Source organism: Methanobrevibacter millerae, from assembly GCF_001477655.1.
Lineage (GTDB): Archaea > Methanobacteriota > Methanobacteria > Methanobacteriales > Methanobacteriaceae > Methanocatella > Methanocatella millerae_A.
In genome coordinates this window covers 2,139,216-2,152,544 of record NZ_CP011266.1, presented here as the reverse complement: position 1 = coordinate 2,152,544, position 13,329 = coordinate 2,139,216, and the positions used below count along the sequence as shown (strand labels likewise).

12 protein-coding genes are annotated in these 13,329 nt (G+C 30.0%); 10 read left to right on the top strand and 2 right to left on the bottom strand.

Translation table 11 applies throughout. From position 1 onward, the window contains the following. Window positions 1–51: 51 nt before the first annotated feature. The 7 genes from SM9_RS11765 (at window position 52) to rfbB (ending at window position 7,216) form a co-directional block, all read left to right on the top strand. Entirely contained in the window at window positions 52–1,440 is a 1,389-nt protein-coding gene (locus tag SM9_RS11765; RefSeq protein WP_198144372.1) for a class I SAM-dependent methyltransferase, read from the top strand. Between the two features lie 28 nt (window positions 1,441–1,468). Further along, window positions 1,469–2,071, top strand: a complete 603-nt coding sequence (locus SM9_RS09675; RefSeq protein WP_058739947.1) for a class I SAM-dependent methyltransferase — start codon at window positions 1,469–1,471, stop codon at window positions 2,069–2,071. Window positions 2,072–2,170: 99 nt separating this feature from the next. After that, entirely contained in the window at window positions 2,171–3,580 is a 1,410-nt protein-coding gene (locus SM9_RS09670; RefSeq protein WP_157064725.1) for an alginate O-acetyltransferase AlgX-related protein, read from the top strand. Beyond that, on the top strand, window positions 3,577–4,521 hold the full coding sequence (locus SM9_RS09665) for a class I SAM-dependent methyltransferase (RefSeq protein ID WP_058739945.1): 945 nt from the start codon (window positions 3,577–3,579) through the stop codon (window positions 4,519–4,521). The genes SM9_RS09670 and SM9_RS09665 overlap by 4 nt, the downstream gene beginning before the upstream one ends. A 243-nt stretch (window positions 4,522–4,764) precedes the next feature. Continuing rightward, a complete protein-coding gene (gene rfbA / locus SM9_RS09660; RefSeq protein WP_058739944.1) occupies window positions 4,765–5,631 on the top strand; it encodes a glucose-1-phosphate thymidylyltransferase RfbA in 867 nt (288 codons plus the stop codon). Window positions 5,632–5,637: 6 nt separating this feature from the next. Then, window positions 5,638–6,195: a dTDP-4-dehydrorhamnose 3,5-epimerase gene (gene rfbC / locus SM9_RS09655; protein ID WP_058739943.1), complete on the top strand. Its 558-nt coding sequence runs from the start codon at window positions 5,638–5,640 to the stop codon at window positions 6,193–6,195. Window positions 6,196–6,208: 13 nt separating this feature from the next. Further along, window positions 6,209–7,216 (top strand): dTDP-glucose 4,6-dehydratase, encoded by a 1,008-nt coding sequence (rfbB, locus tag SM9_RS09650; protein ID WP_058739942.1) that lies wholly within the window; start codon window positions 6,209–6,211, stop codon window positions 7,214–7,216. Window positions 7,217–7,218: 2 nt separating this feature from the next. On the opposite strand, the gene SM9_RS09645 is transcribed toward rfbB, so the two are convergent. Next, window positions 7,219–7,827, bottom strand: coding sequence for a CatB-related O-acetyltransferase (locus SM9_RS09645; protein WP_058739941.1), 609 nt, complete (start codon window positions 7,825–7,827; stop codon window positions 7,219–7,221). Between the two features lie 68 nt (window positions 7,828–7,895). Here SM9_RS09645 and SM9_RS09640 point away from each other — a divergent pair, with 68 nt between their 5' ends. The 3 genes from SM9_RS09640 to metK all read left to right on the top strand — a co-directional run bounded on the left by SM9_RS09640 (window position 7,896) and on the right by metK (window position 11,817). After that, window positions 7,896–9,200, top strand: a complete 1,305-nt coding sequence (locus SM9_RS09640) for a UDP-glucose dehydrogenase family protein (RefSeq protein ID WP_058739940.1) — start codon at window positions 7,896–7,898, stop codon at window positions 9,198–9,200. Window positions 9,201–9,377: 177 nt separating this feature from the next. Then, window positions 9,378–10,628 (top strand): adenosylhomocysteinase, encoded by a 1,251-nt coding sequence (locus SM9_RS09635; protein WP_058739939.1) that lies wholly within the window; start codon window positions 9,378–9,380, stop codon window positions 10,626–10,628. A 16-nt stretch (window positions 10,629–10,644) separates the two neighbouring features. After that, entirely contained in the window at window positions 10,645–11,817 is a 1,173-nt protein-coding gene (gene metK, locus SM9_RS09630) for a methionine adenosyltransferase (protein WP_058739938.1), read from the top strand. A gap of 200 nt (window positions 11,818–12,017) precedes the next feature. On the opposite strand, the gene SM9_RS09625 is transcribed toward metK, so the two are convergent. After that, a complete protein-coding gene (locus tag SM9_RS09625) occupies window positions 12,018–13,232 on the bottom strand; it encodes a coenzyme F420-0:L-glutamate ligase (protein WP_232299122.1) in 1,215 nt (404 codons plus the stop codon). Between the last annotated feature and the right edge of the window lie 97 nt (window positions 13,233–13,329).

The window sequence follows — 13,329 nt, the reverse complement described above, 5'->3', positions numbered from 1 at the left end:
AACCTATGATTAATAGTTTTAATAGGATTAAATGTGATATTTATGCGACGTATGTGGGAAATTATTGTTTTACCTTTATTTAAAGAGTTAAAACCTAAAAATATTGTTGAAATAGGTTCTGAAGATGGAATCAACACTGAAAAAATTTTGAGTTATTGTATTAAAAATAATTCTTATTTAATTACAATTGATCCCCACCCTCTTTTTGATGAAAATAAATTTTCAAATCAATATGGGGACCATTTTAAATTAATTAAAGATTTAAGTTTAAATTGTCTTCAAGAAATTAATGATTATGATGTAATATTAATTGATGGGGATCATAATTGGTATACTGTATATAATGAACTCAAATTAATTGAAAAAAAATTCATTGGGAAAAAATTTCCAATTATTATTTTACATGATGTGGGATGGCCATATGGTAGGCGTGATCTTTATTATAATCCCAAAACAATTCCTAAAGAATTTTTGCATGAGTATGCTAAAAAAGGCATGTTACCAGATACACCGGAATTATTAGAAAAAGGAGGATTAAACTGTAATTTAAATAATGCAATTTATGAAAATGGTGCTAAAAATGGGGTTTTGACTGCCATTGAGGATTTTTTACATGAATCTAAAAATGATTTATCTTTTTCTACTATTATGGCTTTTAATGGATTGGGAATTATTTATCCAAATGAATCAAGTTTAAAATCTAAAATAAATAATATAATTGAAAAAAGTGATATTACTTTTCTATTAGAAAAAAGTTATTTGAGAAATATGATATTATCTATGGATAAAATTTCAGAATTAGAAAGTTCTATTGTTTTATTAAATAAAGAATTAACTCAAGAAAAAATCAAATTTATTGATGAAAATAATAATCTTATGGAAACTAATAAAACTTTAAATAATATTAATTCTTCTTTGGTTAAGTCTAGGCAAATTGTATTAAATCAACGTGATGATTTAGTTGATGAAAATGAGAAGTTGGCTAATCGTATTGTTGATTTAGTTAATTCTAATAATGATTTGTTAAATAAATATAATGATTTAGTTGATGAAAATGAGAAGTTGGCTAATCGTAATGTTGATTTAGTTAAATCTAAGTGTGTTTTGCTAGATAAATGTGATGGGTTATCTATGGAGAATGAAAAATTATTAAATAGGAATAATATTTTAACTCAAACTAAAGTAATTTTATATAATGAAAATAAAAAATTAAATGGAGAAAAAGTTAGTTTATTGAACGATTATTTAAACTTGCTTGAACAAAATAATATGTTAATTAAGTCTATTAATTCTCTTAAAGCGTCAATATCTCAATATAGGATTGAGAATAATAATCAAAAAGAATATATTAATAAATTATCTCTAGAGAATGATAATGTAAATGATAAATTTTCTATTAAACGTTTTTTATTTAAAGTAAGAGGTAAATTGTGGAATTAATTTAGTTTATTTTAATAGTGGTGTTAAAATGCATAAATCTTCTATGGATAAAATGAATTGGTTTAAAAATAAGTTTTTGAATGATTTTGATAATATTAATATTTTGGATGTTGGATCATTAGATAATTCTGGAAATAATTATAATTATCGATTTTTATTTGATAAACTTAATTGGAATTATGTTGGATTGGATTTTAATCCGGGGGATAATGTTGATATTCTTGTGAATAATATTTATCATTGGGATGAAATACCTGATAGTTCATATGATGTAGTAATTTCTGGTCAATTATTTGAGCATTTGGCTTTTTTTTGGATTATTATGGATGAAATTGATAGAATTTTAAAGCCGGGAGGATTTTGTTGTATTATTGTTCCAAGTAATGGTCCAAAACATGGGGATTCTGGATTTGATGGTTATAGATTTAATGAAAATGGTATGAAAGCTATTGCTGAATATGTAAATTTTGACATTTTACATATATCAATTAATGAAAATGCGAAACCTTGGTTTGATAATTGTTTAGTTTGTAAGAAGAAGGGCATTCTTAATTTTAACAGTGATTATTTAGAAAAAAAAGTAAATAATATAGAGTATAAGTTAAATAATTTGGATGAATATATTGATTAATATTAAATGAGTTGTGTTTTTATGAATTTTTCTGAGGATTATAAAATTATAAATGAATCAAATCTTTTTGATTCTGAGTATTATTGTGAAAAATATGGTTTGGATAGTGATGTTAATCCGATTATTCATTTTTTAGAGGTTGGTGTTCATAAAGGTTTTAATCCTAATCCGAATTTTGATACTAATTTTTATTGTAATAGATATCCTGACATATACGAGAAGAACATTAATCCTTTTGTTCATTATATTAAATATGGATTAGATGAACATAGATTAACTAAATTTTTATCTATTGAGGAAATATTTAATATGAATTTTTCAAATATTCAAGATGTTGAAGATTATTTAATTATATTAAATTCAAATCTTTTTGATTCTGAGTATTATTGTGAAAAATATGGTTTGGATAGTGATGTTAATCCGATTATTCATTTTTTAGAGGTTGGTGTTCATAAAGGTTTTAATCCTAATCCGAATTTTGATACTAATTATTATTTAAGTCAAAATCCTAATATACAAAATTTTAATATTAATCCATTTATTTTTTATTTAAAATATGATTCTTCTAATGTATTAACTAAAAATTTTTCAATAGATGAAATTTTATCTCAAAATCTTAAACTTTGCTTAAAGGGTAAAGATAATTATTTATTCTTAATCAATGATGAAAATAATGAGATTAGACAACATTTTGATTTTACTTATGAAAATAAATTTAATAAATCACATTTTTTAGAGGAATATTATTTTAAAAAGGAATTATTTGAAGATAATGGTATTGAGTACTTCTTTTTTTGCATTCCTGATAAAAGTATAGTATGTAAAGATTTTCTTCCATTCCATTTTGATAAAATTAAACGTAATGTGGATTCTGTTAAAGAAATTATAGATTTTAAAGATTATTTAAATCATCTTCATTATTTTAAATTTGATACTCATATTAATTATTTTGGAGGTCATGTTCTTTCATTTAAATTTTTAAATCATATGGATAAAAAATTAACTATGGGGGCATGGAATAATCTTTTAGACACAAATGTTAAAGAAATTAATGAATTTTGGGATAGTGATTTACTTTCGGATAAAAATTGGTCATATTCAAAAAAAGAGCAATTGGAACTTAAAAATATTCCTACTGAGAAATTTAATTTAGTTTTAAAACCTCTTGTTCTTAGTTCCATTCCCATCCCCGATAAGTTTAAATTTTATCATAAACGAGAATCATTTCATTGGTATAATCCATATAGTTTCTCAGATAAATCTGTATTAATATTTAGGGATTCAACTTTTGATTTATTAAAATGGTATTTTTCATTTTATTATCGAGATATATTTTTATGTTGGGACCATGCAACTGTTGATGAAAATTTAATAAAATTTATTAATCCTGATGTTATTATAGAAGCAAGAGTTGAAAGATTTATTGATAATTTAGCAACTCCTGATTGGGTAAAAAACAAAAAAATATATTTTTGGAGTAATATTAATATTTTTGGTGATAGTTTATGAACAACAATTTATCATTAGATGTTCGTGCACATGATCGGATGAAAAATGAAATTAAAAATGATGGAAAAATTTTAGAAATTGGTCCATTAAATAAACCTTTTTTTCATAAATCTGATTTTAATGTATATTATGCTGATATAAATAGTACTGAGGATGTTAAAAGTATATATTCATCGTATAATTCTAATGAAGAATTTATTAATAGTATTGTTGATATTGATTATGTTATTAAAGAATCTTATGAGGATACATTTAAAGATAGTGGCGAAAAATTTGATTATGTATTTTCTAGTCATGTTTTAGAGCATGTTCCAGATCCAATACAACATTTGATAGATATAAGTAAAATACTATCTGATAATGGCAAACTTTGTTTATTGCTTCCAAATAAAGAATTTACATTTGATCATTTTCGAGAAAATTCATCATTTGCAGATTTATTTGATATGTATTTAAGAGGTGATGAAATTAATACTCCACGATTGGTATTGGATAGTATGATTGATTCGGTTAATGTTAATAATCCCATAATTTTTTGGAATAAAGAGTTGGATCAATATCCAAATCCTAATGTTAAAGCCTGTTTAGATAATTATTCAAATTATGTGAATGATTTTAATAATCATATTTTTGATGGTCATCTTTGGGTTTTCACAGATATATCCTTTTTAAAAATTATAGAAAATTTGTTTAAATTTAATTTAATTCCATTTACGCTCAGTGCTTTTTATCCAACTGCTCATTTTGATAATACTTTTGGTTTAATTTTTGAATTGAATAAGTTTATTAAAGAAGATATTGAACTTAGAAAAATCCAAATTAATAATATTCATGAGATATGTGAAAACATTCAAAAGAACAGATTTGAGTTTGATGCTAGACATATTATTTATGAAAATATTCAACTAAAGAAAAAAATAAATGATATAAAAAAATTTTAAATATTGGTTTGAGTTATGATTATTAATATTTTTTTGGTGAGATATATGGGATTCTTAAGATGGATAAAAATTTTGATTCATAGTTTTATATGAGTTAATCATATATGGAGATATAATTCAAAAAAATCTTTGCATTGAAAATTCAAAAACAATTATGAAAACATTAATTTATGATGTAGTTCATAAGAGTACTTAGCAAATATTTTTTGTTAAAATTATTTATTGTATGTGAGGTGGATTTTCATGAAAGGTATTGTACTTGCTGGTGGTTCTGGAACTCGTTTGTATCCTATTACTAAAGCCGTTTCTAAGCAGTTGTTGCCATTATATGATAAGCCTATGATTTATTACCCGGTTTCTGTCCTTATGCTTGCTGGAATTAAGGAGATTTTGATTATTTCCACTCCTCGTGATTTGCCTATGTATAGGGATTTGTTGGGTGATGGGTCTTCTTTGGGTATTAGTTTTGAGTATGCTGTTCAGAAGCATCCTAATGGTCTTGCTGAGGCTTTTATTGTTGGTGAGGACTTTATTGGTGATGATAATGTTGCTTTGATTCTTGGGGATAATATTTTCCATGGCCATAGGTTTTCTGAGATTTTAGAGCATGCAACTAGTCTTGAAGAGGGTGCTGTTATTTTTGGTTATTACACTAATAATCCTGAAGCTTTTGGTGTTGTTGAGTTTGATGATGATTGGAATGTTTTGTCTGTTGAGGAAAAGCCTGAAAAACCAAAGTCTAATTATATTGTGCCGGGTTTGTATTTTTATGATAATGATGTAATTGAGATTGCGAAAAATGTTAAACCTTCTGATAGGGGTGAAGTTGAAATCACTTCTGTTAATGAGGAGTATTTGAATCGTGGAAAGCTTAAAGTTGAGCTTTTGGGTCGTGGAATGGCTTGGCTGGATACTGGAACTCATGCTGGTCTTTTGGAAGCTGCTAATTTTATTGAAACGGTTCAAAAAAGACAAAGTTTATACATTGCTTGTCTTGAGGAAATTGCTTTTCTTAAAGGATATATTTCAAAAGAACAATTACTTGAAACCGCTGAAGAGCTTAAGAAAACTGATTATGGACAATATTTATTTGGTTTAGCGGAAAGGTGATTATTTATGGGTCAATTTAAATTTACTGAGTGTGATATTGAAGGTATGTTTTTGGTGGAGCCTGCGGTTTTTGGTGATAATCGTGGTTATTTTATGGAGACTTATAATGAGAATGATTTTAAGGATGCGGGTTATGATTTGACTTTTGTTCAGGATAATCAGTCTTCTTCATCAAAAGGAGTTTTAAGAGGTCTTCATTTGCAGTTAAAGTATCCTCAGGGTAAGTTAGTTCGTGTGTTGAAAGGGGAAGTGTTTGATGTTGGTGTTGATTTAAGAGCTGATTCTCCTACTTATGGTAAGTGGTTTGGTGCTATTTTGTCTGATGAGAATAAGAAGCAGTTGTATATTCCTCCTTGTTTTGCTCATGGTTTTGTAGTTTTGTCTGATGAGGCTGAGTTTGCATACAAATGTACTGAATTTTATCATGGTGATGATGAGGGTGGAATTATTTGGAATGATCCTGATATTGGTATTGACTGGCCTATTGATGATATTGATGAGTTGATATTTTCTGAAAAGGATGAAAAATGGCCAACATTTGCAGAATCACAAATCAAATACTAATGGTGAGATATTTATGAGTACTATTTTAATTACTGGTGGAGCAGGTTTTATTGGAAGCAATTTTGTCAAATACATGTTGGATAAGTATTGCGATTATGATATTATTAATTTAGATGCTTTGACTTATTGCGGTAACCTGGAGAATTTGAAAGATATTGAAGATATGGATAATTACTCTTTTGTTAAAGGTGATATTCGCGATAAGGAACTTGTTGATGATTTGGTTTCTAAATCTGATTTTGTTATTAATTTTGCAGCTGAAAGTCATGTTGACAGAAGTATCACTGATCCTGAGATTTTCATTAAGTCAAATGTTTTAGGTACTCAGGTTTTGTTAAATGCTGCAAAAGAATTTGGTGTTGAAAAATACATTCAAATTTCAACAGATGAGGTTTACGGAACATTAGGCGAAACAGGTTATTTTTGTGAAACTACTCCTTTACAACCTAATAGTCCTTATTCTGCTTCCAAAGCTGGTGGAGACTTGATTACAAGAGCATACTTTGAGACTTTTGATTTACCTGTAAATATTACACGCTGTTCTAATAATTATGGTCCTTATCAGTTCCCTGAAAAGTTAATACCTTTAATGATTTCCAATGCGCTTGAAGATAAGAAATTACCGATTTATGGTGACGGTAAAAACATTCGTGACTGGTTGCATGTATATGACCACTGCCAGGCTATAGATCTTGTTTTGCATGAAGGAAAACTTGGTGAAGTTTATAATATTGGTGGGCACAACGAAAGACAGAATATTCAAATTGTAAAATTGATTCTTGAAGCATTAGGAAAAGATGAATCATTGATTGAGTTTGTTGCAGACCGTCTTGGTCACGACCGCCGTTATGCTATTGATGCTGATAAAATCCGCAATGAACTTGGTTGGGAACCAAAATATACCTTTGAAACTGGAATTAAAGAAACAATTCAATGGTATCTTGATAATCAGGATTGGATGGATCAGGTCAAAAGCGGCCAATACCAACAATACTATGAAAAGATGTATGGAAATAAATAAAATTATTTTCCATATCTTTTAATTAATTCGCTTATATCTTCTGATTGTAATAATGGTATTATATTTATAATTTCTTTTTCATCAAAATCCCACCACTTTATTTTAAGTAATTTTTCAATTGTTTCTTCTTCAAATCGGTATTTTATTATAATTGCAGGATTTCCTGCAACTATGGAATATGGTGGGACATCTTTTGTCACAATTGAATTAGCACCAATTATAGAACCATCATTAATTGTAACTCCTGAAAGTATTTTTGCTTCACTACCAATCCATACATCATTTCCAATAGTTATATCTCCTTTTGTATGTGGATGTCCTTCTATATACTCAAAATTTTTTAATAATGCATTAAATGGGTATGTTGTTATAAAATCACTTCTATGCTCTCCACCTAATAAAAAAATAACTCCATTTGCTATTGAACAAAATTTTCCAATGTTTAATTTTGTTTTATCATCCCATTCCCTTATTTCGAAGTTACCATAAGTATAATCTCCTATAGTCACATTTTCGCTAATATTTTCAAATTTTTCATGTAATTTTTCTTTTAATTCAATTAGTTCGTCAATTTCTGATTCAAAGAATACCTTATTTTCATTTTCATTCATTTTATCACCATATTTTTTCAAGTATTATTTTCTAAAATTATTTATAATTTAAACACATAAATACTATTATGAATTTGACTGTTATTGGAACGGGTTATGTTGGACTCGTAACTGGGACTTGTTTTGCTGAAATGGGTAATAAAGTTTATTGTGTGGATATTGATGAAGATAAAATTGAAAACTTAAAAAAAGGCATTATTCCTATTTATGAACCTCATTTAGCTACAATGGTTATTGATAACCAAGCTAAAAATAATTTATTTTTTACAACAGATTTAAAAGAAGCTTTGGATAATTCAAATATCATTTTTATTGCTGTAGGTACTCCTCAAGCAGATGATGGTAGTGTTAATTTAGATTTTGTTTATGTTGTTGCAAATCAAATTGCGGAGGTTATTTCTAAAGATTCTTTAATTGTCACTAAGTCTACTGTTCCTGTAGGTACGGGTTTTGAAGTTAAAAAGATTATTAATGAAAATAAATTAAATAACGTTAATATTGATATTGCTTCAAATCCTGAATTTTTAAAGGAAGGTGTTGCAATTGAAGACTGTTTACATCCTGATAGAGTTATTATTGGGACTGAAGATGAAAAAGTGGCAAATGTTTTAAAAGAATTATATGAACCTTTTGTTGCAAATCATGACCGTTTTATTTTTATGGATGTAAAAAGTGCCGAAATGACTAAATATGTTGCTAATGCAATGCTTGCAACTAAAATATCTTTCATGAATGAAATAGCTAATATTTGTGAAAAAACAGGGGCTAATGTACAATCTGTTCGTTTAGGTATTGGTTCTGATAAGCGCATTGGATATAAGTTTATTTATGCCGGTTGTGGTTATGGGGGGTCTTGTTTTCCAAAAGATGTTAAAGGTTTAATTAATACTTCAGTTGAAAAAGGTTATATTCCAAGGATATTGTCTATGGTCGATGAAGTTAACGAAACTCAAAAAATGGTTATTATTGATAAAATAATTAATAGATTTGGTCCTGATTTGAGTGATTTAACCTTTGCTATTTGGGGACTTGCATTCAAACCCCAAACTGATGATGTTAGATGTGCTCCTTCAATCACTATTGTCAGCGAACTTTTAAAAAGGGGAGCAAAAATTAAAGCATATGATTCTAAGGCTATTGAAACATTTAAAAGAGAAATTGATGATGAAAATATTGATTTTACTTCATCAAAATATGACGCGTTGGATAATGCTGATGCATTAATATTAATAACTGAATGGAAAGAATTTAGAAGTTTGGATTTAGATGAACTTTCAAAAAGATTAAATCAAAAAATTATTTTTGATGGGAGAAATATTTATTCTAAGCGTATTGAAGATGAAGGATTTGAACTTTTCCAAATTGGTTGCTAATTGTTTACAATAAGTGGGGGATTCATATTCCTAATAATTCTCACATTTTTTTAAAGTTATTGAAAATATATTTAAAATAATTAATGCATACTTTTATTTAATTTAAAAATTAATGTATTCATAGGTTGATTATATATTAAATATACAACTATTTTTTTATTTTGGAGGTATTTATTTATGAGTAAAGTTAAAGATATGTCTCTTGCACCTGAGGGTGTCAGAAAGATTGAATGGGTTCAAAAACACATGCCTGTTTTAGAACACATTAAAGAAGAATATTTGGAAACTCGACCTTTCAAAGGAATTACTATTGGATCATGTTTACACTTAGAACCTAAGACAATTAATTTAGGTTTAACTTTAATGGCTGGTGGAGCTGAAGTTGCAATGACTGGTTGTAACCCATTATCCACTCATGATGATGCTGTAGCTGGAGCTGCAGACTTAGGATTAAATGTTTACGGTTGGAGAGAACAAGATGATGAAGAATACTACCAAACCATTAACATGGTATTAGACCACAAACCGGACATAATCATCGATGACGGAGCAGACATGATTATGGTACTTCACAACGAAAGAACAGAATTGCTAAGCCACATCAAAGGAGCATGTGAAGAAACCACAACTGGAGTACATAGATTACAGGCAATGCATGCAGACGGCGCATTAAAATTCCCAGTAATCGCAGTAAACGACGCATACACCAAATACTTATTCGATAACCGTTACGGAACTGGTCAATCAAGCTTTGACGCAATAATGGGAACCACTAACATGGTAATTGCAGGAAAAACCGTCGTAGTCTGCGGATACGGATGGTGCGGAAGAGGACTCGCACTCAGAGCAGCAGGACTCGGAGCAGACGTAATCGTAACAGAAGTCGACCCAATCAGAGCATTAGAAGCAAGAATGGACGGATACAGAGTAATGACCATAAGAGAAGCAGTAAAACAAGCAGACTTAATCATTACTGTAACCGGTAACGCTGATATCATCTCTGGTGATGACTTTAAATACATGAAAAACGGATGCATGCTTGCAAACTCCGGACACTTCAATGTAGAAATCAACAGACAAGACCTCGAAGCAATCTCAACCGAAGTAAAAGAAGTAAGAGAAAGTATCGAAGAGTTTACAACTAAAGATGGAAGAAAAATCTACTTGCTCGCAGACGGTCGTTTAGTAAACTTATCTGCAGCACGTGGACAAGGACATCCTGCTGAAATCATGGACATGAGTTTTGCAGTACAAGCACTATCCGCAAAACACATTCTTGAAAATGATTTACCTGTCGGTGTAACCAAAGCACCTGATGAAATCGACTACAATGTAGCAAGCTTAAAACTACAAGCAATGGACATTGAAATCGACTCATTAACAGACAAACAAAAAGCTTACATGGCAAACTGGCAAGAAGGAACATAAAATTTAGGTGAAATAAATGAGTGAAATTTATAGAACTTTTACTTCTGAGTCTGTAACTCAAGGACATCCGGATAAGGTTGCAGATATTATTTCTGATGCTATATTGGATGCATACATGGCACAGGATAAGAATTCACATGTTGCTTGTGAGACTTGTGTGACAACTGATTTCTGTATGGTATTTGGTGAGATAACTTCAACTGCTCAGTTATCTGATGATGATATTGAAAAAATTATTAGAGATACTATCATTGAAATCGGTTATGATAATCCTGATTTGGAATTTGATGGTCATAAATGTGAAGTTGTAAACATGCTTCATTCACAGTCTCCTGATATTAATCAGGGTGTTGATCGTGGTGAAGATGAAACCGGTGCAGGAGATCAGGGTATGATGTTTGGTTATGCAACCAATGAGACTGATTCATTGATGCCTTTCCCGATTGATTTGGCACGTAAATTAACTAATAAATTGACTGAACTTAGGGAATCTGGTGAAATTCCATACTTAAGACCTGATGGAAAAGCTCAAGTCTCTGTTAACTATGATGAAAAAGGAAATGTGATTTCCTTGGATGCTGTTGTATTGTCAACCCAGCATGACGAGTCAATGTCTGAAAATCAGGAAGGATTAAAAGAAGACATTCGCGAAAAATTATTCAAAGCAGTAATTCCACAGGAATTGATGACAGAAAACACCAAAGAACATATCAATCCAACAGGTAAGTTCGAAATCGGTGGTCCTCATGGAGATGCAGGTCTTACCGGACGTAAAATCATTGTAGACACCTATGGTGGATATGCAAGACATGGTGGAGGAGCATTTTCCGGAAAAGACTGCACTAAAGTAGACAGAAGCGCATGCTACATGGCAAGATACATCGCTAAAAATATCGTAGCAAGCGGACTTGCTGAAAAATGTGAAATTCAATTGTCCTATGCAATCGGTGTTGCAGAGCCAACTTCTGTTATGGTGGACACTTTCGGAACTGGTGTTGAAACAACCAAAAAAATGGAAGAAATCGTTCGTGAAAACTTCAGATTAACTCCGGACGGAATCATCGAAACCTTAGGTTTAAGAGACACTCAATACAAACAAACCGCTAAATACGGACACTTCGGTATTGAAGGTCTTCCATGGGAAAAAACAGACAAAGTTGAAGACTTGAAAAAATACATTAAACAATAAAGCTTACTTTTAAAGTAAGTCTCTTTTTTTATCTTTTTTTTATGTAGATGGTTTTCATATTTTTTTATTCAATGATTGATTTAGTTTTTCTATTTTTAATGTTTTAGCTATTAAAATTAAATTTTTGATGTTTGGCTGTTAAATTTAATTTATATTGTGGTGTTTAAAAAAAATAAATTAAAGGATTTTTTTTAGAAAATTTAGTCGTTTGCTAAATTGTCAAAGTATCCTTGTATGAATATGACTGGTGTTCCTTTGTCTCCGGAACCGCTTGTGAGGTCGCATAATGATCCGATTAAATCGGTCAGTACTCTTGGTGTGGTTCCTTCTGTAATCATTTGTCCAGTCAGGTCTTTGTCTTTATGTTTAATTTCTTTTTTTATTGCTTCTTTTAGTTCGTCTCCTTTTAGGTCTGCGAACTTATTGTCTGAAACATATTTTAGTTTGATTTCGTTTGGAGTTCCTACGAGTCCTGGTGTGTGTGCTGGTGAGACTACCGGGTCTGCTAGCTCCCAGATGTGTCCTACAGGGTCTTTGAATGCTCCGTCACCATAAACCATTACTTCGATTTGTTTTCCTGTTAAATCGATTAGTCTTTTTTGCACTTCCATTACCAGTTCATCACCGGTTTTTGGGAATAGTTTTAATTTTTCTTCGGTTGCCTTGTTTGATCCTAAAAGTCCGTAATCTGGATTGGATCCGGAATCTCCGATAGGTTCTGTTAATACCTGGTGGAGGCCGTAAACGTTAGCTCCTTTTTCTTTTAATAATTTTGTGCTTTTTTCTCTTGTGTGAATGTCACAGGTTAAAACATCATTTGTGTAATCTAGGATGGTTTTTATGTCATTGGAGAATACGAATTCCACTTCACAGTCTTCGCTTTCAATCAGTTCCTTGTAGAAGTCGATCATGTTGATTCCGGTAAATGGGTGTATCCATGAACCGAATGTTTCATAGTATTCTTTCTCGGATATTACGCTTGCGAGGTTGAATTTGCTTTCATCTAAAATTCTTTCGTCTAATATGCCGTTTCCAACTTCGTCTGCGGGAAATGATGTTAATAATGTGATTTTGTCCATTCCTCTTGCAATACCTTTAAGGACTATTGAAAATCTGTTCCTGCTTAAAATAGGGTTTACAACACCGATTTTTTTGGATGGGAATTTGTCCTTTAAATCCTCTGCGATGTCGTCTACGGTTACGTAGTTTCCTTCTGAAATTCCTACAACGGCTTCTGTGATTGCAACAATGTCCTTGTCTTTAAATTCGAATCCTTCACTTTCTTTTGCAGCCATTAATGAATCAATGACTATGCTTGCTAAATCGTCGTTTTCTTTAATAATAGGTGTCCTTATTCCACGTACAACAGTACCAACATTTCTCATTTTTGATAACTCCTCAAATCTTGGATTCACCTATTTAGTTTTTATAATTTAAATTATATAAACTTAAAAATTTACTTCGCTTTTTATTTCTAAAAATAATGTGGGTGATATATTTTATTATTCTGAA